The sequence below is a fragment of the Paraburkholderia sp. SSBN10T genome, assembly GCF_056619545.1.
Map to the genome: position 1 here is coordinate 32,408 of NZ_JBWQQI010000014.1, position 19,379 is coordinate 51,786.

At 64.0% G+C, this 19,379-nt stretch carries 18 protein-coding genes and 1 pseudogene; 7 read left to right on the plus strand and 12 right to left on the minus strand.

Annotation, left to right across the window (positions count from 1 at the left end):
* Nucleotides 1–219: 219 nt before the first annotated feature.
* The 11 genes from AC1ECK_RS21260 to AC1ECK_RS21310 all read right to left on the minus strand — a co-directional run bounded on the left by AC1ECK_RS21260 (nucleotide 220) and on the right by AC1ECK_RS21310 (nucleotide 10,958).
* Nucleotides 220–2,073, minus strand: coding sequence for a PhoH family protein (locus AC1ECK_RS21260; protein ID WP_480322402.1), 1,854 nt, complete (start codon nucleotides 2,071–2,073; stop codon nucleotides 220–222).
* A 105-nt stretch (nucleotides 2,074–2,178) separates the two neighbouring features.
* Nucleotides 2,179–2,310, minus strand: coding sequence for a hypothetical protein (locus AC1ECK_RS21265; RefSeq protein WP_480322404.1), 132 nt, complete (start codon nucleotides 2,308–2,310; stop codon nucleotides 2,179–2,181).
* 102 nt (nucleotides 2,311–2,412) lie between these two features.
* Nucleotides 2,413–2,874, minus strand: a complete 462-nt coding sequence (locus tag AC1ECK_RS21270; RefSeq protein ID WP_480322406.1) for a peroxiredoxin — start codon at nucleotides 2,872–2,874, stop codon at nucleotides 2,413–2,415.
* Between the two features lie 60 nt (nucleotides 2,875–2,934).
* Nucleotides 2,935–3,831, minus strand: a complete 897-nt coding sequence (locus tag AC1ECK_RS21275; protein WP_480322408.1) for a polysaccharide deacetylase family protein — start codon at nucleotides 3,829–3,831, stop codon at nucleotides 2,935–2,937.
* 11 nt (nucleotides 3,832–3,842) lie between these two features.
* On the minus strand, nucleotides 3,843–4,889 hold the full coding sequence (locus AC1ECK_RS21280; protein ID WP_480322410.1) for a bifunctional UDP-4-keto-pentose/UDP-xylose synthase: 1,047 nt from the start codon (nucleotides 4,887–4,889) through the stop codon (nucleotides 3,843–3,845).
* Nucleotides 4,886–5,821: a formyltransferase gene (locus AC1ECK_RS21285; protein ID WP_480322412.1), complete on the minus strand. Its 936-nt coding sequence runs from the start codon at nucleotides 5,819–5,821 to the stop codon at nucleotides 4,886–4,888. Before AC1ECK_RS21285 ends, AC1ECK_RS21280 begins: the two co-directional genes overlap by 4 nt.
* The gene (locus AC1ECK_RS21290; protein WP_480322414.1) at nucleotides 5,818–6,870 is read right to left on the minus strand and encodes a glycosyltransferase; all 1,053 of its coding nucleotides are present in this window, start codon (nucleotides 6,868–6,870) and stop codon (nucleotides 5,818–5,820) included. The genes AC1ECK_RS21285 and AC1ECK_RS21290 overlap by 4 nt, the downstream gene beginning before the upstream one ends.
* A gap of 6 nt (nucleotides 6,871–6,876) precedes the next feature.
* Complete coding sequence (locus AC1ECK_RS21295) at nucleotides 6,877–8,028, minus strand: DegT/DnrJ/EryC1/StrS family aminotransferase (protein WP_480322416.1); 1,152 nt, start codon at nucleotides 8,026–8,028, stop codon at nucleotides 6,877–6,879.
* Between the two features lie 241 nt (nucleotides 8,029–8,269).
* Complete coding sequence (locus tag AC1ECK_RS21300; protein WP_480322418.1) at nucleotides 8,270–8,641, minus strand: DMT family transporter; 372 nt, start codon at nucleotides 8,639–8,641, stop codon at nucleotides 8,270–8,272.
* A gap of 25 nt (nucleotides 8,642–8,666) precedes the next feature.
* Nucleotides 8,667–10,412: a glycosyltransferase family 39 protein gene (locus AC1ECK_RS21305; protein ID WP_480322420.1), complete on the minus strand. Its 1,746-nt coding sequence runs from the start codon at nucleotides 10,410–10,412 to the stop codon at nucleotides 8,667–8,669.
* 171 nt (nucleotides 10,413–10,583) lie between these two features.
* On the minus strand, nucleotides 10,584–10,958 hold the full coding sequence (locus tag AC1ECK_RS21310) for an Mth938-like domain-containing protein (protein WP_480322422.1): 375 nt from the start codon (nucleotides 10,956–10,958) through the stop codon (nucleotides 10,584–10,586).
* 596 nt (nucleotides 10,959–11,554) lie between these two features.
* Here AC1ECK_RS21310 and AC1ECK_RS21315 point away from each other — a divergent pair.
* The 6 genes from AC1ECK_RS21315 to AC1ECK_RS21340 all read left to right on the plus strand — a co-directional run bounded on the left by AC1ECK_RS21315 (nucleotide 11,555) and on the right by AC1ECK_RS21340 (nucleotide 18,070).
* Nucleotides 11,555–12,802 (plus strand): pyridoxal phosphate-dependent aminotransferase, encoded by a 1,248-nt coding sequence (locus tag AC1ECK_RS21315; protein WP_480322693.1) that lies wholly within the window; start codon nucleotides 11,555–11,557, stop codon nucleotides 12,800–12,802.
* A 69-nt stretch (nucleotides 12,803–12,871) separates the two neighbouring features.
* Nucleotides 12,872–14,203, plus strand: a complete 1,332-nt coding sequence (locus AC1ECK_RS21320; RefSeq protein ID WP_480322424.1) for a homoserine dehydrogenase — start codon at nucleotides 12,872–12,874, stop codon at nucleotides 14,201–14,203.
* A 13-nt stretch (nucleotides 14,204–14,216) separates the two neighbouring features.
* On the plus strand, nucleotides 14,217–15,668 hold the full coding sequence (gene thrC / locus AC1ECK_RS21325; RefSeq protein ID WP_480322426.1) for a threonine synthase: 1,452 nt from the start codon (nucleotides 14,217–14,219) through the stop codon (nucleotides 15,666–15,668).
* 285 nt (nucleotides 15,669–15,953) lie between these two features.
* Nucleotides 15,954–17,273: a molybdopterin molybdotransferase MoeA gene (locus tag AC1ECK_RS21330; protein ID WP_480322428.1), complete on the plus strand. Its 1,320-nt coding sequence runs from the start codon at nucleotides 15,954–15,956 to the stop codon at nucleotides 17,271–17,273.
* Between the two features lie 27 nt (nucleotides 17,274–17,300).
* Nucleotides 17,301–17,558, plus strand: coding sequence for a molybdopterin converting factor subunit 1 (gene moaD, locus AC1ECK_RS21335; RefSeq protein WP_480322430.1), 258 nt, complete (start codon nucleotides 17,301–17,303; stop codon nucleotides 17,556–17,558).
* Between the two features lie 17 nt (nucleotides 17,559–17,575).
* Nucleotides 17,576–18,070, plus strand: coding sequence for a molybdenum cofactor biosynthesis protein MoaE (locus AC1ECK_RS21340; RefSeq protein WP_480322432.1), 495 nt, complete (start codon nucleotides 17,576–17,578; stop codon nucleotides 18,068–18,070).
* A gap of 15 nt (nucleotides 18,071–18,085) precedes the next feature.
* Here the strand turns inward: AC1ECK_RS21340 and AC1ECK_RS21345 are convergent.
* A pseudogene (locus tag AC1ECK_RS21345) lies at nucleotides 18,086–18,541 on the minus strand (group III truncated hemoglobin); the annotation flags it as partial.
* A 244-nt stretch (nucleotides 18,542–18,785) separates the two neighbouring features.
* Between AC1ECK_RS21345 and AC1ECK_RS21350 the strand changes: the two are divergent.
* Nucleotides 18,786–19,286, plus strand: coding sequence for an Rrf2 family transcriptional regulator (locus tag AC1ECK_RS21350; protein ID WP_480322434.1), 501 nt, complete (start codon nucleotides 18,786–18,788; stop codon nucleotides 19,284–19,286).
* Nucleotides 19,287–19,379: the final 93 nt, after the last annotated feature.

Here is a 19,379-nt window from a genome sequence, read left to right on the forward strand (position 1 = left end):
CACTATGGCGTGAGCAAGAAAAGTTGATAAATTACTTGAAGTTTACGCGCTAAGTGTTGTTTGGCCGGGACGTAAATGCCAGGTAAGCGCCGGGTTTCAGGCCCTTTCCAAGGCCTGTGCATGGGCCAACGCGCGCACACCGGTCCAGGGACAAAAAAAGCCGCGCCCGGTATGACCCGGGCGCGGCTTCTGGACGACTCACGCCGTCAGGAACTCAACTTAAAGAATATCGGACGCGTAATCCGCCAGGCGCGAACGCTCGCCGCGCGCCAGCGTCACATGCCCGCTGTGCGCCCAGCCCTTGAAGCGATCCACCACGTACGTCAGCCCCGAGCTGCCTTCGGTCAGGTACGGCGTATCGATCTGCGCGATGTTGCCAAGGCAGATGATCTTCGTGCCCGGACCGGCGCGCGTGACCAGCGTCTTCATCTGCTTCGGCGTCAGGTTTTGCGCTTCGTCGATGATCAGATACTTGTCGACGAAAGTCCGGCCGCGCATGAAGTTCATGCTCTTGATCTTCAGGCGTGAACGGATCAGCTCCTGAGTCGCGGCACGGCCCCATTCGCCGGCCGCATCGTCGGTCTTCTGCAGGACTTCGAGGTTGTCGTCGAATGCACCCATCCACGGCTGCATCTTTTCCTCTTCCGTACCCGGCAGAAAGCCGATGTCCTCGCCGACCGGCACCGTCGCCCGCGTGACGATGATCTCGTTGTAGCGCTTGTCGTCGAGCACCTGTGCGAGACCCGCCGCCAACGCGACGAGCGTCTTGCCGGTACCGGCCTGGCCAAGCAGCGTGACGAAATCGATTTCCGGATTCATCAGCAGGTTGAGCGCGAAATTCTGCTCGCGATTGCGCGCCGTGATGCCCCACACGTTGTTCTTGTGGTGGCCGTAGTCGCGCAAGGTCTGCAGCAACGCGGTCTTGCCGTTCAGTTCGCGCACCAGCGCGTGAAAAGCCGGCTCGCCGTTCTGCGGCTCCAGATAGACAAACTCGTTGACCAGCATCGAGGCGCACAGCGGTCCGGTGACCCGGTAATACGTGGTGCCCGTCTTGGTGTCCTGCCAGCTCTCCATGCCCTTGGCGTGCTTGGTCCAGAAGTCCTGCGGCAGTGCGCGGATACCGGAATAGAGCAGGTCCTTGTCTTCGAGCACCTGGTCGTTGAAGTAGTCTTCAGCGGGCAGGCCCAGCGCGTGCGCCTTGATGCGCATGTTGATGTCTTTCGACACCAGCACGACCTGGTGATCCTTGCGGTCGCGCTGCAAGGCGCGCACCACACCGAGAATCTGGTTGTCCGCCTTGCCTTGCGGCAGGCCTTCAACCGGCTCGATATCGGTCAGCTTGGTCTGGAAAAACAGGCGTCCGGCGGCCTCGCGGCTGCCGAGGCGCGACAGCGAAATGCCGTCCGACATGTTGCCGCCGTTGGCGACCAATGCGTCGAGCGTGCGGCTCACCTGACGCGCGTTGCGCGCGACTTCCGACATGCCCTTCTTGTGGTTGTCGAGTTCTTCCAACGTCATCATCGGCAGATAGACGTCGTGTTCCTCGAAACGGAACAGGCAAGTCGGATCGTGCATCAGCACGTTCGTGTCGAGCACGAACAGCTTGCGGACTTCGGCCTGATCGGCCGCACCGCTGCGCTTTTTGGCGCTGCCGCGGGTGGCTGCTGCGGGCGTAGCCGCGGCGGTGGTGGCCGGCTGCTTGCCGGCGCGTGCCACGACCGGTTCGGCGCCGGCCGGGTGGGCGGGCTCGGCACGAGCCGATTCCTGACGGGCGGCAGGTGTCGGTACCGGTTGCAGCAACGCGGCGGTTTGTTTGCTTTTCCGGCTACGTGCGGGAGCCGCCTCGTCGACGGCGCCGGCAGGAGAAGACACAGGAACCGGTCGCAGGGTGGTGGCGGAATTGGCCGCGCGCGCCATAGGTGTGGCGACGCTGGCGTGGCCGAAATCGGCCGACTCTGCTTGCTCCGCTTCGACCGCCTGTTTTTTGGCGGATCGTGCCGGCGTGACTTTGGCCTTGTATTCGTCAGCCGGTAAGAGATTGCCGAGCTTGCTGGGTGCGGTAGGCAAAGGCATGGTTTCCCTCGAAAAAATCGGGTCACATATCGTGCGCCGCCTGTCGCATTCTGCCGGTGGGCCGGATGAGCCCACGCAGTTTGCGCCCGGAGGCGCGCTTTCGGTCTAGAAATGCCGGTTCGCCTGTTTTTCGATCGGCTCCTTGACGAGAGCGCGTTGCCGAAGAAATGAACGGCTTCGCGCAATTAAAAAAGCCGCCGCCCCGGCAAACGGGGCAAGCGGCTCGACTTCGGTCATCGCGTTGCGCCTCACTGCCTCAACCACAGAGGCGTGACAAGCGGCGCAGCCGCGGAAAGAATGGGGTGGACAGGCACTCATTGCAGCCCAATATAACGCGCCTCACAGCGCTTGTACAGCCTCCAGAATTTCATCGACATGACCTGGTACTTTCACGCCACGCCACTCCTGGCGCAGGACGCCCTCGCTGTCGATGACAAACGTGGATCGTTCGATTCCCCGTACTTCTTTGCCATACATTTTCTTCATTTTGATGACGTTGAAGAGCGCGCAGAGCTTTTCTTCCGGATCGGAGATCAGCGGGAACGGCAACTCGAGTTTCGCCTTGAAATTGTCATGCGAGCGCAGGCTGTCGCGCGAGACGCCGAGGATTTCGGCGCCGGCCTTCCTGAACTTCGGATACAGGTCGCGGAACTGCAGACCTTCGGTCGTGCAGCCCGGCGTGTTGTCTTTCGGGTAGAAATACAGCACCACCTTCTTGCCCCGAAGACTGGATAGCGTGATCTCGCCACCGGTTGCGGGGGCGGTAAAGTCGGGGACGGGTTGGTCGACTGCGATGGGCACGTGGTTCTCCGGTTGTTATGGCCGGCGACACCGCCTTGCGGCGAGATCGTCGGGCCTGGCTCACGACGGCTGGACGATCAGTTCGCCGGAACGGCCAGGAATTTCACCCCAGGTGACAGGGTACGATGGCAGCGTGTCGCGGTCCAGCGCGGCGTGATAGTCACCCATCGTCGCAAACGTGTGGCCTTGCGCGCGCCAGCCTTCCAGCAGTTGTTCGAACACCGGCGCGAGCTTTTGTCCTTCGAGTTCGGCGTGCAGCGTGAACACCTGATCGTGCGGATTGTTCTCGGTGCGCTTGAGCATCCACGCGGCGACGTTGCCCAGATCGACGCCGTCGACACCGAGCACTTCATCGAGCGTAGGCAGCGTGGTAGGCATCTGCACGTGCGAGAGCGTCTTGCCGCCGACCACCGGGAAGTACGGCGAATGACCGCGCCCGTCCGACGCGTATTGCATGCCCCACGCGTCGATCTGCTCGAACGCGTGGCCGTTCATCTGCCAGCCCGCGGCGCCGTGCGTGACGGGCGGCGTGCCGAAGATCTCGATGAAGCGGTTGCGGCTCGCCTCCATCTGCGCGACGGTCCAGTCGCGCGCGCGGGTGCGGACATTGTCCTGCCAGTACACATGGTCCCACGTGTGGATGCCGCATTCGAAGCCGGCTTCGTGAATCGCGCGCATCTCCGATGCGGCCCGCACACCGATATCCGGCCCCGGCAGCAGCACGCCGTACATCAACTGCCTGATGCCGTAGTGCTCGACCACCGAGGTACGCGACACCTTCTGCAGAAAGCCCGGCCGCAGCACGCGGCGCATCGCCCAACCGGTATGGTCGGGTCCGAGGCTGAACAGGAAGGTGGCGCGCGCCTTGAAGCGGTCGAAGATGCGGGCGAGATTCGGCACGCCTTCGCGGGTGCCGCGCAGCGTGTCGACGTCGATCTTCAGGACGATACGAGGCAAGGCGAGCGCCCTTATTGTTGTTCGACGAGGGCGCGCGCTTCCGCGACGTGGCCGCGGTACGCTTCGAAAATCTTGCGCAGCGCTTCGTCGAAGGTCGACTTCGGCGCCCAGCCGAGTTCCTGCATCGTGTTGTCGATCTTCGGCACGCGGTTCTGCACGTCCTGATAGCCGTTGCCGTAGTACGCGCCCGACGAGGTTTCGACCAGTTGCACCTGCTTGGCGGTTTGCGCGTATTCCGGGAATTCCGCGGCCAGCGCCAGCATCTTGTGCGCGAGCTCGCGCACCGAGAAATTGTTGGTCGGGTTGCCGATGTTATAGATCTTGCCGGTGGCGACGTCGTCCTTGTTCTCGATGATCTTCATCAGCGCGCCGATGCCGTCGTCGATATCGGTGAAGGCCCGCTTTTGCGCGCCGCCGTCCACGAGGCTGATGTTCTCGCCGCGCACGATGTGGCCGAGGAACTGCGTGACCACGCGCGAGCTGCCTTCCTTCGGCGTGTAGATCGAATCGAGGCCCGGGCCGATCCAGTTGAACGGACGGAACAGCGTGAAGTTGAGGCCCTCCATGCCGTAGCCCCAGATCACGCGGTCCATCAACTGCTTCGAGCACGCGTAGATCCAGCGCGGCTTGTTGATCGGGCCGTACGACAGTTGCGACTCTTCCGGGTCGAACTGCTCGTCCGTGCACATGCCGTACACCTCGGAGGTGGACGGGAACACGAGGTGCTTGCCGTACTTGACGGCCGAACGGACGATGGGCAGGTTCGCTTCGAAGTCCAGTTCGAACACGCGCAGCGGCTGCTTGACGTAGGTCGCCGGCGTCGCGATCGCGACGAGCGGCAGGATCACGTCGCATTTCTTGACGTGATACTCGACCCACTCCTTGTTGATCGTGATGTCGCCTTCGAAGAAATGCATCCGCTCGTGATTGACGAGGTCGCCAAGGCGCTCGGTCTGCATGTCCATGCCGAACACTTCCCAATCGGTCGTTTCGAGAATGCGCTTGGACAGGTGATGGCCGATGAAGCCGTTGACACCCAGAATCAGGACTTTTTTCATTGATGACGGGAAGATTGAATGAACTGGGTGAATTCGGCAGGGGAGACGACGGACTCGCTGCCATCGTGCTGGCGCCGCAATTCGTGGATGGCGATGGCGCGGCCATCGCCGCACACCGCAAAAACGGCATTATCGCTTACGTGGAGGCCCAGGGGCAAATCCGGGCGAAGCGCGCCGGGGCGGGCGAGGCGCGCCCGCGCGACGATGAAGCGCCGGCCGTCGAGCTCGGTGAACGCGCCGGGATAGGGCGGCGCGACCGCCCGAATCAGGTTGTACACGTCCTGGGCCGGCTGGCTCCAGTCGATCCGGCCGTCTTCCGGCTTGCGCCCGCCGAAGTAGCTGCCATGCGCGAGGTCGTTCGGCAGATGCGGCGCTTCACCCGCGAGCAGCGCCGGCAGTACGCGCCAGAGCGTCTGCTCGGCGGCCACCGTGACCTTGTCGAACACTTGCGCGGCCGTATCGTCGGGCAGGATCGGCACCGGCGTTTGCGCGACGATCGCGCCCGCGTCGGGCTTGGCCGCCATTTCGTGCAGGGTCGCGCCGGTTTCGGCTTCGCCCTTCAGGACCGCCCAGTTGGTCGGCACGCGGCCGCGGTACTTCGGCAGCAGCGAGCCATGCATGTTGTAGGCGCCGCGTGCGGCCAGCGCGAGCAGGTCCACCGGCAGCATGTGGCGGTAGTAGAACGAGAAGATGAAGTCGGGGCGCGCGGCGCTAACCGCGGCGCGCAGCTCGTCGCTGCGCGAATCCGCCGGCGTCAGCGTGGGAATGCCATAGCTTGCCGCCACCGCTGCGACGCTGCCGAACCAGATGTTTTCGCTCGGACTGTCCTCGTGGGTGACGACGAGCGCCACCTCGACCCCACGCGCGAGCAGCACCTGCAGGCAGCGTACGCCGACGTTGTGATACGCGAATACCACCGCGCGTGGCTTCATGAGTTCGGTCCCTGATCGATCAGCGGCGCAGGCTGGACGGCCTGCACCAGGGCCTGGCGCGGCGCCTCGGCGACGGCAGCGCCGTTGCGCTGTTCGAGAATCGTCTGCACCAGATAACGCGGGCGGGCGCGCACCTGCTGGTAAATCCGGCCAATGTACTCGCCAAGCAGCCCGAGCGCGAAGATGATCACGCCGAGCAGGAAGAACGTAATGGCGAACAGCGTGAACACACCCTGTACTTCCGCACCGATGATGAAGCGGCGAATCAGCAGCAGCACGAACAGCGCGGCGGAGCCGAGCGAGAGGATCACGCCGATGAACGACAGCCACTGCAGCGGCACGACCGAGAAGCCGGTGACGAGGTCAAAGTTCAGACGAATCAGCGAATACAGCGAATACTTCGATTCGCCGGCAAAGCGTTCTTCGTGTGCGACCTCGATCTCAACCGGGTTCTGCGCGAACGTGTAGGCGAGCGCCGGAATGAACGTGTTGATTTCGCCGCAGCGGTTGATCGTGTCGATGATGTGGCGGCTGTAGGCGCGCAGCATGCAGCCCTGATCGGTCATCTTGATCCGCGTGATGCGCTCGCGCAGGCGGTTCATTACGCGCGAGGCCTTGCGGCGCCACAGGCTGTCCTGACGCTGCAAGCGGATCGTGCCCACATAGTCGAAGCCTTCGCGCATCTTCGCGACCAGCTTGCCGATTTCTTCCGGCGGGTTCTGCAAGTCGGCGTCGAGCGTGATGACGATCTCGCCGCGCGACTGTTCGAAGCCCGCGAGAATCGCCATGTGCTGGCCGTAGTTGCCGTTCAGCAGGATCACACGCGTGGTGTCCGGCCGGTTGCGGAACTGCTCGGCCAGCAGCGCGGGGGATTTGTCGCGGCTGCCGTCGTTGATGAAGATCACTTCATAGCCGGCGCCGAGCGCGTCGAGCGCCGGATAGAGGCGCGCGAACAGCGCGGCCAGTCCGGCTTCCTCGTTGTACACCGGGATGATGACCGAGACTTCCGGCGTATCCGACATCGGAGAGCGATGTTCCGTTTGACTCATTTCCGCTTATTTTCCGTATTGTTCGCAAATTTCATTGACCGCGTGGCAGACCCGCGCCACGTCGCCTTCGTTCATCAGCGTGAAGAGCGGCAGCGTGACGGTGGTGGCGCCGAAGCGCTCCGCATGCGGGAACATCCCTTCCTTGAAGCCGTGCGCGCGGTACAGCGAGAACAGGTGGATCGCCGGGTAATGTACGCCCGAACCAATGCCGCGTTCCTTCAACTGGCCCATGAAGCCGGCGCGGTCGATCGACAGCTTTTCGAGCGGCAGCGTGATCTGGAACATGTGCCAGTTGCTGTTTTCGAAGTCGGCAAACGGCAGACCCACGCCCAGCCTGACTGCCGCGCTACCTTCGAAGCCCGCGAAGTAGGCCCGCACGAGCTTCTTGCGCTGGGCGAGGAAGCGCTCCAGGTGCGGCAACTGGCCGAGGCCCACGCGCGCGGCCACGTCCGTCAGATTGTATTTGCCGCCGAGCACGTCGCAATCCATGCCGTCGAAACCCGTGCGGGTAATGCCCTGCAGGCGGTACTTCTGGGCGAGGATCGCTTCTTCCTCGTTGTTCAGCACCAGCGCGCCGCCTTCGATCGAGGTCAGGTTCTTGTTGGCGTGGAAGCTGAACGAGACGATGTCGCCGAGCTTGCCGATGCGCTCGCCTTTCCAGCGCGAGCCGAATGCCTGAGCGGCGTCTTCGATGACGCGCAGCTTGTGGGCGCGGGCGATCTCGTAGAGCCGGTCCATGTCGACCGGCAGGCCGGACAGATACACCGGGATGATCGCCTTGGTGCGCGGCGTGATGGCCTTCTCGAGCAGATCCAGATCGATGTTGCGGGTCTTGGGATCGATGTCGGCGAACACCGGCGTGGCGCCCGTTTCGTAGATCACATTGCTGGTGGAAACCCACGAGGCGGGCGTGGTGATGACTTCGTCGCCGGCGCCGACGCCGGCGATGCGCAGGCCGATCTCGAGGGTGGCCGTGCCGGAATTGAAGGTGCGCACGGGGCGGCCGCCGCAGAATTCCGACAGCGCGGCTTCGAACGCCTGGTTCTGCGGGCCGGTCGTGATCCAGCCGGAGCGCAGCACCTCGACGACGCCCTGGATGGTCTCTTCATCGATTTCCGGACGGACAAACGGCAAAAACGGGACTGATGACTGGCTCATGAATGCTTCGCTCGAAAGAAGTAGGGCGGCGCCAAAAGGGGCGACAAACCGGCAAGGATACTTCGACAGGAGGGACTGCGTTGTGCGAGTTTAAGTCCCATTGTGCGTGGTGCTTACAGCTCCTTACGTCTGCCGAATGTCTTGCCGGCGATAAACGGTAATCAACAGCGGGTAACCCGTAGCGCAACGCCGGGTTGCGTCGACATCAGCCGAGCCAACCCGGGTGAGCCGGTACGGCAGCCTAGCTGCGCGCCAGCACCACGACACCGATCAGGATGATGCCGATGCCGACCAGCCGCTGGATCGACAGCACCTCGCCGAACAGATACCAGGCCGCGATCGCATTGACCACATAACCGAGCGACAGCATCGGATAGGCAATCGACACATCCACGCGCGACAGCCCGATCACCCACACGGCGACGCTGATCACGTAACAGCCCAACCCGCCGATGATCGGCAATTGCGTGGCCAGCTTGAAGCCGATTGGCAGGATGTTCGCACGGGTGAATTCGAAGTGTCCAACGGCATTCGTGCCGGCCTTCAGCAACAACTGCGCGCAGGCGTTCAGCGCGACACCGGCAAGGATACAAAAGAGCGAAATCGGATTCATCAAGGGTTCAGGTCCTGAGATGGGGTCATTGTTGCGGTTTTGCCATAGCTGGGCTTGCCGCATCGGCTTGCGCGGCGCCAGTCTGGGCGCCGTTGGGTTTTTCCACGATCACGCGCCGCGAGTCGCGCGCGATCACCTGCATCGGCACATGCTGCGCCAGCAGCTTTTCGTACCGGTCAGGCGGGAGCAGCGCGAGCGCGTAGCGGTCCGCGTCCCAACGCTGCACCCATTGCGCCACCGTCGGCACCCACTTCTGCGGTTCGACGGAGATGCCGAAGGCCAGTTCGTCGGCATGTTCGACCATGATCATCGTGTGGCCGACATAGAACGGCAGCGTGTGATCGAGCACGCCGACCGAGTAAAACGGCGTGTCGGGCGGCAGCGTGGCGATCACCGCCTTGACGGCCGGCGCGAGCGGGGCGCCGGAGCTCAGGCGGCCGAAAACGTCGTGGCCGGTGCCGGCGATGCTGCCGAGCAGCAGCCAGGCGGCGCCGAACATGGCGGTGGCGCTGCCGATGCCGCTGCGGCCGCGGCGGTTCAGCCAGAGCGCGGCGAGCGTCAGCACCAGGGCGACGCCGAGCGCGGCCACCACCCAGCTACGGTAGGCGACGTACAGCTCGTTCGGATTGCGGGCGTCGCCGAAGCGGCCCATGAACAGTTGCGCACCAACCGCGGCGACCAGCAGGAACACCGCGTAGCCCACCAGGTGGCGCCGCAGCATGGCGGGCGTGACGAGCGGCAGGTACATGCCGATCAGCAGCGCCAGCGCCGGAGCGATCGGCAGCGTATAGGACAGCAGCTTCGAATGCGATGCGCTGAAGAACAGGAAGATGAACACCGTCCACACCAGCATCATGATGACCGGCGCGAAGCCGTTCGGCTGGCGCGGCAGGCGCCATGCATGGCGCAGGCTCTGCACGCTCACCGACAGCCACGGCAGGAAGCCCACCAGAATCACCGGCACGAAGTAGTAGAACGGCCCGGGGCGGTTCTGCTCGGGCGTCAGATAGCGCTTGAACTGCTGGACGATGAAGAAGAAGTTGAGGAATTCCGGGTTGCGTTGCTGCACCAGCACGAACCAGGGCGTGACGATCGCGAAGAACAGGATCAGGCCGCCGATCAGGTGCAGGCGCTTCCAGACCGCCCAGTCGCGTGCGATCAGCGTGTACAGCACCAGTACCGCGCCCGGCAGGATCACGCCGATCAGGCCCTTGGAAAGCACCGCGAGCGCCATCGACGCCCAGCAGATCCACATCCACAGGCGCACCTGCCCGGTGGGCAGGTTGGGCCGCTGCGCCAGCAGCAGCGCGCACAGTGTCAGCTCCATCCAGAACGACAGGCCCATGTCCAGCGTATTGAAGTGGCCCATCAGGTTCCAGTACGGCGAGGTCGCCAGCACAATCGCGGCGAACACGCCGGTGGCGGCGTTGAACACGCGCGCGCCGGTGTAACCGAGCAGCAGGACGCCCGCGAAGCCGGTCAAGGCCGTGTAAAGCCGCGCCTGCCATTCGCCGATGCCGAACCACGCGAAGGTCAGCGCGTTGGCCCAGGTTTGCAGCGGCGGTTTCTCGAAGTACTTGTAGCCGTTGTAACGCGGCGTGATCCAGTCGCCGGTCAGGAACATCTCGCGCGCCATTTCGGCGTAGCGGCCTTCGTCGCTTGGCAGCAGATGGCGCCAGCCGAGCGGCACGAACCAGATCAGGGCAAGGGCGAGCACCAGCAGCAGGAGGGCGGTGCGGTTGAGCGGTAGCCGGGACGGCGTATCGTTCATGGATGATTAGCCTGTTTTTTACGACGCCGCTCGCGCGGCGTATCGGTGTTGTTAGGAGCGGACGGCCGGTTGCGCACGGCGGGATGCGCAGGGCCGGCCGCCGGCGGCTGACGCGCAGTTTACGATACTGACGCGACGTGACGCGAACGGGCAGCAGGTGAACCGCGCCGATTACGCTTCGATCAGCAAGGCGGCCGCAACCTTGCGGCCCTCGGCCATCAGAATGTTGTAGGTGCGGCAGGCAGCCTTGAAGTCCATCGTCTCGACCCCGATCCGATGCGCCGCGAGCGCCGCGGTGAGCCGCGGATGCGGAAAACGCAGCCGCTCGCCGCTGCCGAAAATGACCACTTCGGGCGCCGGTTCGACCAGCATCGCGAAATGCTCTGGGGTCAGGGCTTCGAACGAAGCCACCGGCCAGGGGATGACAGTCGCCTCCGGCATCACGAGGATGCTGCCCGCATGGCGCTGGAGATTGATTTCGACATAGCCGGCGCCGTAGCCGGTCACGGTGTTGAGGGCGCCGCTCGAATCCTGGTGTAATTTCAAATTCGTTTTCCGAAGTCGTTCTTGCCGAGTGAGTGCCCCCAAGCCTGTCGCTTCGCGCCAGGCCCAGAGCGCTCAGGAGCAACCGGGCTGGCCCGGCGGGCTCTTGTGAGGCATCATGCGTTGCTTGCCGGACGATCCGGCAGGCAACGCGTCGCGCAATGGATACGAAGGGGCCGAAAGGGCTTCTGCATGCACTTGGTGCATTGCGGAAGTCGGCCAAAATCCGCTAAATTATAACTTTTTAGCCGGGGAGCCGCGCCCCTCGCTTCGCGTGCCGCCATAAGCCGCACCCGAAGTTGCTGCCGGATACTGGCCGACGTGCCGGGTCAGCGCGTGGTCGAGCACCTTATCAGGCGCTCCTTAAGGAGCGCTGAAGGGGCGCTGAAGTGTCCCGGAGGGCTCCTCCTGAGGTTCCGGAGGGTGCCCCGGACGGTTTCCTTTCAGTACCCTGTGCACCCGGCGCAATCCGCCGCGAGCGCAAATCAGACAAGTCCGCCGGAGCGCGCATGAAACGGCCGCTCCGCCTCCAGATGCCCTCAGCCCGCAACCGCCGTGTCGCGGGCAGCCCCATAGGCCCCTTACTCACCCAGGATGAAGTGCCCGCCGTGAAACCGATTCTCAAATCCAACAAGCTGTTGAACGTCTGCTACGACATCCGCGGGCCTGTCCTCGAACATGCGAAGCGGCTCGAAGAAGAGGGCCATCGCATCATCAAGCTGAACATCGGCAATCTCGCGCCGTTCGGCTTTGACGCGCCCGACGAGATCATTCAGGACATGATCCTGAATCTGCCGGGCTCGTCTGGCTATTCCGACTCGAAAGGGGTGTTTGCCGCGCGCAAGGCGATCATGCATTACACCCAGCAAAAGGGCGTGCATGGCGTCGAGCTGGACGATATCTACATCGGCAACGGCGCCTCGGAGCTGATCGTGATGGCGCTGCAGGGCCTGCTCAACGACGGCGACGAAGTGCTGCTGCCCGCGCCGGACTATCCGCTGTGGACGGCCGGCGTGAGCCTCTCGGGCGGCACGCCGGTGCACTACCTCTGCGACGAAGCGAACGGCTGGATGCCCGATCTGGACGATATCCGCGCCAGGATTACGCCGAACACGCGCGCGCTCGTGGTCATCAACCCGAACAACCCGACCGGCGCGCTGTACTCGGACGAATTGCTGCTCGGCCTGATCGAGATTGCGCGCCAGCACGGCCTCGTGATCTTCGCCGACGAGGTCTACGACAAGATCGTCTATGACGGCAAGCAGCACACGTCGCTGGCGGCGCTTTCCGAAGACGTGTTGACGGTGACCTTCAACAGTCTCTCGAAGAGCTACCGCTCGTGCGGCTATCGCGCCGGCTGGATGTTCATCTCGGGGCTGACCGGCGACAACCGGCGCCGCGCGAAAGATTATTTCGAGGGCCTCGGCATCCTCGCCTCGATGCGCCTGTGCCCGAACGTGCCCGGCCAGTATGCGATCCAGACCGCGCTCGGCGGCTACCAGAGCATCAACGACCTGATCGTGCCGAGCGGCCGCCTGTACAAACAGCGCCAGCTCGCGTATGACATGCTGACGGCAATCCCGGGCGTCACCTGTGTGAAGCCGGAAGCGGCGCTGTACATGTTCCCGCGCCTCGACCCGAAAATGTATCCGATCGAAGACGACCAGCAGTTCATCCTGGAGCTGCTGCTGGCCGAACGGGTGCTGCTGGTGCAAGGCACCGGCTTCAACTGGAAGACGCCGGATCACTTCCGTGTCGTGTTCTTGCCGAATGTCGACGACCTGGCCGATTCGATCAACCGGATTGCCCGCTTCCTCGACGGCTATCGAAAACGTCACGCAGTCTAAAGTAGACTCGAACGCGCGATAGACGCTCACAACCGTTTCCCTTAATCCTTACTCGAAAACACACGCTGCATGGAACCGATCAAAGTTGGACTGCTGGGCTTCGGCACGGTGGGCAGCGGCACCTTCACGGTACTGCGCCGCAACCAGGAAGAAATCAAACGGCGCGCCGGGCGCGGTATCGAGATTGCGCGCATTGCCGTGCGCAATCCGGCCAAGGCGACGGCGGCGCTCGGCAGCGCGGCCGGCACGGTGGAGATTACCGATAACTTCGACGCCGTGGTCGACGATCCGTCGATCGACATCGTCGCGGAAATGATCGGCGGCACGGGCATTGCGCGCGAGCTGGTGCTACGCGCCATCGCCAACCGCAAGCACGTGGTGACGGCCAACAAGGCGCTGCTCGCCGTGCACGGCACCGAAATCTTCGAAGCGGCGCGCGCCAACGGCGTGATGGTGTCGTTCGAAGCGGCGGTGGCCGGCGGCATTCCGATCATCAAGGCACTGCGCGAAGGCCTGACGGCCAACCGGATCCAGTACATTGCCGGCATCATCAACGGCACGACGAATTACATCCTGTCCGAGATGCGCGATCGCGGCCTCGACTTCGCGACCGCGCTGAAGGCCGCCCAGGAGCTGGGCTACGCCGAAGCCGATCCGACCTTCGACATCGAAGGCGTCGATGCCGCGCACAAGGCCACCATCATGAGCGCGATCGCGTTCGGCGTGCCGGTGCAATTCGACCGCGCGTATGTCGAAGGCATCAGCAAGCTGGCGGCGATCGACATCAAATATGCGGAAGAACTCGGCTACCGCATCAAGCTGCTGGGTATCGCGCGCCGCACCGACAAGGGCATCGAACTGCGCGTGCATCCGACGCTGATTCCGGAAAAGCGCCTGCTGGCGAACGTGGAAGGTGCGATGAACGCCGTGGTCGTGCATGGCGACGCGGTCGGCACCACGCTGTACTACGGCAAGGGCGCCGGCGCAGAGCCGACGGCTTCGGCCGTGGTGGCGGATCTGGTCGACGTGACGCGCCTGCATACCGCCGATCCGGAGCATCGCGTGCCGCACCTGGCGTTCCAGCCGGACAGCCTGTCGAATACGCCGATCCTGCCGATCGACGAAGTGACGAGCGGCTACTACCTGCGCCTGCGCGTGGCCGACGTGACTGGCGTGCTCGCCGATATCACGCGCATCCTCGCGGACACGGGCATCTCGATCGACGCGCTGCTGCAAAAGGAATCGGAGCAGGTCGACGCCAACGGCAAGGGCGAGACCGACATCATCCTGATCACGCACGAAACGGTCGAAAAGCACGTGAACGCGGCCATCAGGAACATCGAAGCACTGAAGACGGTTGTTTCGCACGTGACCAAGCTGCGCATGGAAGCGCTGAACTAGGCCAGAGACTGATATGAACTACCTTTCCACGCGCGGCGCCGGAGCCGGCGAGCGCCATACGTTTTCCAACATCCTGCTGGGCGGTCTCGCCAGCGACGGCGGCCTGTACCTGCCGGCGGAATATCCGCGGGTCACGGCCGACGAACTGACGCGCTGGCGCACGCTGTCGTATGCGGATCTCGCATTCGAGATCCTGTCGAAATTCAGCGACGACATTCCCGCTGAAGACCTGCGCATGCTCACGCGCCGCACCTACACGGCGGCGACCTACTGCAACGTGCGCGACAACGAAAGCGCCGCGCAGATCACGCCGCTGAAGACGCTCGGCGTCGAAAACGGCGCGCCGCTGTCACTGCTGGAGTTGTCGAACGGGCCGACTTTGGCGTTCAAGGACATGGCGATGCAGTTGATCGGCAACCTGTTCGAGTACGCGCTGGCGCGGCACGGCGAGACGCTGAACATTCTCGGCGCCACCTCGGGCGACACCGGCAGCGCAGCCGAATACGCGATGCGCGGCAAGCAGGGCATTCGCGTGTTCATGCTGTCGCCGCACCAGAAGATGAGCGCGTTCCAGACGGCGCAGATGTACAGCCTGCAGGATCCGAACATTTTCAACCTCGCGGTGCAAGGCGTGTTCGACGATTGCCAGGACATCGTCAAGGCCGTTTCGAACGATCACGCGTTCAAGGCGAAGTACAAGATCGGCACGGTCAATTCGATCAACTGGGCGCGCGTGGTGGCGCAGGTCGTCTATTACTTCAAGGGCTATTTCGCCGCGACGAAATCGAACGACGAGCGCGTCTCGTTCACGGTGCCGTCGGGCAACTTCGGCAACGTCTGCGCCGGTCACATTGCGCGGATGATGGGCCTGCCCGTCGAGAAGCTGGTCGTCGCGACCAACGAGAACGACGTGCTCGACGAGTTCTTCCGCACCGGCATCTACCGCGTGCGCAAGGCGGCCGAAACGTATCACACCAGCAGCCCGAGCATGGACATTTCGAAGGCCTCGAACTTCGAGCGCTTTGTGTTCGATCTGCTGGGGCGCGATCCGGCGCGGGTGCTGCAACTGTTCCGCGACGTCGAAGAGAAGGGCGGCTTCGATCTGGCGGCGAGCGGCGATTTCGCGCGGGTGCAGGAGTTCGGCTTCGTGTCGGGGCGCAGCAGCCATGCGGACCGTGTCGAGGCGATCCGCGACGTGTTCGAGCGCTACGGCACGATGATCGACACCCATACGGCCGACGGCCTGAAGGTCGCGCGCGAGCATCTGCAGCCGGGCATCCCGATGATCGTGCTGGAGACGGCGCAGCCGATCAAGTTCGGCGAGACGATCCGCGAAGCGCTGCTGCGCGAGCCGGAGCGGCCGGCGGCGTTTGCCGGGATCGAGTCGCTGCCGCAGCGGTTCGAAGTGCTGCCGGCGGACGTGCAGCGCGTGAAGGACTTCGTTGTAGCGCATACGGAGGCTTAAGGGCCGCGACGACGGCCGCGCGGGACGGCGGCGGTGTGGCGGCAGCTTCTTGTCGTCCCGGACGAAACGCCGTCTCGCGCGATACGGCAGCTCATTCAGACACGCTTGATACGACGGCCATGGTGCAGGCCCTGCTGACAGGGACGCTCGCCATGGCCGTTGTGTTTTTGGCGCGGCGCTCGCCTCCCCGGTGCTGCGCAAAACCCGTACATAAGGTCAGGCCGCCCCCAGCCTTCTCCGCGGACCGCTACAATATTCTTTTCCGTCCTGCGGGCCTTCCCCTCGATGTCCACGCCCATTTCTCCGGCGCCTGCCGCGCCTCGCGCCCCGCTGCTTTCCACTGCCGACGCCCTTGCCACGCTGCTCGGCGCGGCCAGCGCCGTGGCCGGCACAGAAACGCTGCCTACGCTCGCTGCGCTGAACCGCGTGCTGGCCGCCGACGTGGTTTCGCCGCTCGACGTGCCGCCGATGCACACCAGCGCGATGGACGGATACGCGGTGCGGATTGCCGATCTCAGCCAGGGCGAGCGGCGCTTGCCGGTGTCGCAGCGCATTCCGGCCGGTCACCCGCCGCAGCCGCTCGCAGCCGGCACGGCGGCGCGCATTTTCACCGGTGCGACAGTGCCGCCGGGCGCCGATGCGATCGTCATGCAGGAGCAGACCGAAGCCAGCGGCGACGCGGTGACGATCCTGCACATGCCGAAGGCGGGCGAGTGGATCACGGCGCAAGGCGCGGATATCCGCAGCGGCTCGGTGATCTTGCCGGCGGGTACGCGCCTGACCCCACAGGCCCTGGGACTGGCGGCATCGGTCGGTTGCGCCGAGCTTCCGGTCGTGCGGCGCGTCAAGGTGGCGGTGTTCTTTACCGGCGACGAGCTGACCATGCCCGGCGAGCCGCTCAAGCCCGGCGCCATTTACAACTCGAATCGCTTCACGCTGCGCGGGCTGCTCGAAAAGCTCGGCTGCGAGGTGACCGATTACGGCATCGTCGCCGACCGCCTCGACGCGACCCGCGAGACCCTGCGTGAAGCCGCACAGGCGCACGACCTGATCATCACCTGCGGCGGCGTTTCGGTGGGCGAGGAAGACCATGTGAAGCCGGCCGTCGAAGCGCAAGGGCGTCTGGCGATGTGGCAGATCGCCATGAAGCCGGGCAAGCCGCTCGCGTTCGGCGCGGTGCGGCGTGCTGCGGCACCCGGGGCGGGCGAGGCAGTGGCCGGCGGCGCGCCAGCCGCGGCTACCCCAGGCGCGGCGACCCCGGCTGAAACCTTCTTCATCGGCCTGCCGGGCAACCCGGTGTCGAGCTTCGTCACCTTCCTGCTGTTCGTGCGGCCGTTCGTGCTGCGCCTGTCCGGCGTGCGCACCGTTACGCCGCGTGCGTTGTCGCTGCGCGCCGACTTCACACAGTCCAAAGCCGACCGGCGCAATGAATTTCTGCGCGCTCGCATCAATCCGGCGGGCGGTCTCGATCTGTTCCCGAACCAGAGTTCGGCTGTACTGACTTCGACGGTATGGGGCGACGGCCTGATCGACAATCCACCCAATCACGCGATCAGCGCCGGCGAGACCGTGCGCTTCATTCCCTTTTCCGAACTGTTGAACTGACGCCGGCCTTGTCCGGCGGCGAGCCCGATGAAGATTGATCTGAAATATTTTGCCAGCGTGCGCGAAGCGCTCGGTACGGCTGAAGAGACGGTTCAGGTGCCCGACAGCGTCGCCACCGTGGGCGACGTGCGGAGCTGGCTACGCGTGCGCGGCGGCATCTGGGCGGAGACGCTCGCCGAAGGCCGCGCGCTGCGCATGGCCTGCAACCATGAGATGACCGGCGCCAGCACCCGCATTACCGACGGCTGCGAAGTCGCGTTCTTTCCTCCCGTCACCGGCGGCTAAGGGATAAGGGGCATGCGATGACGGTTCGCGTCCAGACCGAAGATTTCGACCTCAGCACCGAGGTGGCGGTGTTGCGCGCGCAAAATCCGAAGGTCGGCGCGGTGGCCTGCTTTGTCGGCACCGTGCGCGATCTGAACGACGGCAGCGCCGTGCAAACCATGGAGCTGGAACACTATCCGGGCATGACGGAGAAGTCGCTTGGCGCGATCGTCGAGGCTGCGCGCGAGCGCTGGCCGGGCATCGAGGTGCTGGTGGTCCATCGGGTCGGCAAACTGATGCCGCTCGATCAGATCGTGCTGGTGGCGACCACCGCGGCGCATCGCGGCGATGCGTTTGCCTCGTGCGAGTTCGTGATGGACTACCTGAAAACCGCGGCGCCGTTCTGGAAGAAGGAAAAAACCGAGCACGGCGAGCGTTGGGTCGATGCCCGCGTCACCGACGAAGCCGCACTCGCGCGCTGGGGTATCGATCCGCTCGATACGAAGCCGGCGAACTCCGCAAAGCCGCAATAGCGCGCGTCAATCCTCGCGCCTGCGCGGCGCAACCCGCGCGAGCAATGCTTGTTGCTCGGCAGGAATCGTGTAATCCCACCCGAACCGGCTCAATTGCAGGCTTTGCGCGATGCGCAAAGCCGGTTCCATGAAACGGATCGCCGCAGCGGGTTCATAGCGCGATTCCACGGTATCCAGAAACAGATACAGCCAGTGGCTGAAATGCCGCGGCTCGATGCCCGGCAACGGCTGATGCGCCTGTTGAACATTGCCGCGGTACTGTTTCGCGCCGAGCACGAGGCTTGCCCAGAACGTGCACATCTTCGGCAGATGCTCGTCCCAGCGTCCTGCCAATGCCTGCTCGAAGACGGGGCCGAGCAGGGCGTCGGCACGCACCCGCTCATAAAATGCATACACGAGTTCTCGGATATTGGCTTCATCGGGTGCGGCGTGTCGCGGCACGGCCGCCGTCGGCGTAAAGGTTGGGTTCATGCGGTGACCACGGAGAAGCTCGGAGGCGATCGGCGCTATGGGAAATCGTGCGCCCCAATCGCATTGATCGGAAAAACAACGCTGCGCGCAAACGATACCATTCAGAATGAGCCAGATTACGGAAACTCCGCGCCATAACATGCGCGGCCCCTGCATGTTATGGCGTACCGGCTAAACCGACAACCCTCGCGCCGACACGGTCTGCCAGCGGATCGTCGTCGTCGCTCATCATGAAAGTCCAATTATGAGACTGACCGACTACACGGATTACTCGCTACGCGTGATGCTGTATCTGGCGGTGCGCGGCGAAGGCTTGTCGACGATCCAGGATATCTCGGATGCCTACGGGATTTCGAAAAACCATCTGATGAAGATCGTGCAACGGCTCGGTGAACTCGGCTGGGTCGAAACCGTGCGTGGCCGCAACGGCGGCCTGCGCCTGTTCGAGCACTCGGGCTCGCTGACGGTGGGCGAAGTGGTGCGGGCCACCGAAAGCGATTTTGCGCTGGTGGGCTGTTTTCCCGACGAGCGCGGCAGCCATCGCGATTGCGTGATCCAGTCGCAATGCCGCTTGAAGGGGGTGCTGGAAATGGCGCGGCATGCGTTTCTATCCGAACTCGATCGGCATACGATCGGGGAGTTGGCCGAGCCTGCGGGACCCCTGGCGGCGCTGCTCGGCATGCGCCCGATCATTCCGATCGAGTTGGCCATCCCCGGCGACGGCGGGGTTTCGTCTGCGGATTGACGAGGCCAGGCCGGTTGTTCGACCCAATTGTTAAATACTTGCCACTGCATGCAAAAAAGCGCTTGAAACCCGCAAAAAACGCCTCATTTTGGT

What these genes read in the sequence shown, in the direction of transcription:
- AC1ECK_RS21350 (WP_480322434.1), top strand. Translation starts at nt 18,786, where the DNA reads ATGAGACTGACCGACTACACGGATTACTCGCTACGCGTGATGCTGTAT.
- AC1ECK_RS21300 (WP_480322418.1), bottom strand. Translation starts at nt 8,641, where the DNA reads ATGAATCCGATTTCGCTCTTTTGTATCCTTGCCGGTGTCGCGCTGAAC.
- AC1ECK_RS21285 (WP_480322412.1), bottom strand. Translation starts at nt 5,821, where the DNA reads ATGAAGCCACGCGCGGTGGTATTCGCGTATCACAACGTCGGCGTACGC.
- AC1ECK_RS21330 (WP_480322428.1), top strand. Translation starts at nt 15,954, where the DNA reads ATGTCCACGCCCATTTCTCCGGCGCCTGCCGCGCCTCGCGCCCCGCTG.
- AC1ECK_RS21265 (WP_480322404.1), bottom strand. Translation starts at nt 2,310, where the DNA reads ATGACCGAAGTCGAGCCGCTTGCCCCGTTTGCCGGGGCGGCGGCTTTT.
- AC1ECK_RS21305 (WP_480322420.1), bottom strand. Translation starts at nt 10,412, where the DNA reads ATGAACGATACGCCGTCCCGGCTACCGCTCAACCGCACCGCCCTCCTG.
- AC1ECK_RS21260 (WP_480322402.1), bottom strand. Translation starts at nt 2,073, where the DNA reads ATGCCTTTGCCTACCGCACCCAGCAAGCTCGGCAATCTCTTACCGGCT.
- moaD (WP_480322430.1), top strand. Translation starts at nt 17,301, where the DNA reads ATGAAGATTGATCTGAAATATTTTGCCAGCGTGCGCGAAGCGCTCGGT.
- AC1ECK_RS21280 (WP_480322410.1), bottom strand. Translation starts at nt 4,889, where the DNA reads ATGAAAAAAGTCCTGATTCTGGGTGTCAACGGCTTCATCGGCCATCAC.
- AC1ECK_RS21295 (WP_480322416.1), bottom strand. Translation starts at nt 8,028, where the DNA reads ATGAGCCAGTCATCAGTCCCGTTTTTGCCGTTTGTCCGTCCGGAAATC.
- AC1ECK_RS21340 (WP_480322432.1), top strand. Translation starts at nt 17,576, where the DNA reads ATGACGGTTCGCGTCCAGACCGAAGATTTCGACCTCAGCACCGAGGTG.
- AC1ECK_RS21320 (WP_480322424.1), top strand. Translation starts at nt 12,872, where the DNA reads ATGGAACCGATCAAAGTTGGACTGCTGGGCTTCGGCACGGTGGGCAGC.
- AC1ECK_RS21290 (WP_480322414.1), bottom strand. Translation starts at nt 6,870, where the DNA reads ATGAGTCAAACGGAACATCGCTCTCCGATGTCGGATACGCCGGAAGTC.
- thrC (WP_480322426.1), top strand. Translation starts at nt 14,217, where the DNA reads ATGAACTACCTTTCCACGCGCGGCGCCGGAGCCGGCGAGCGCCATACG.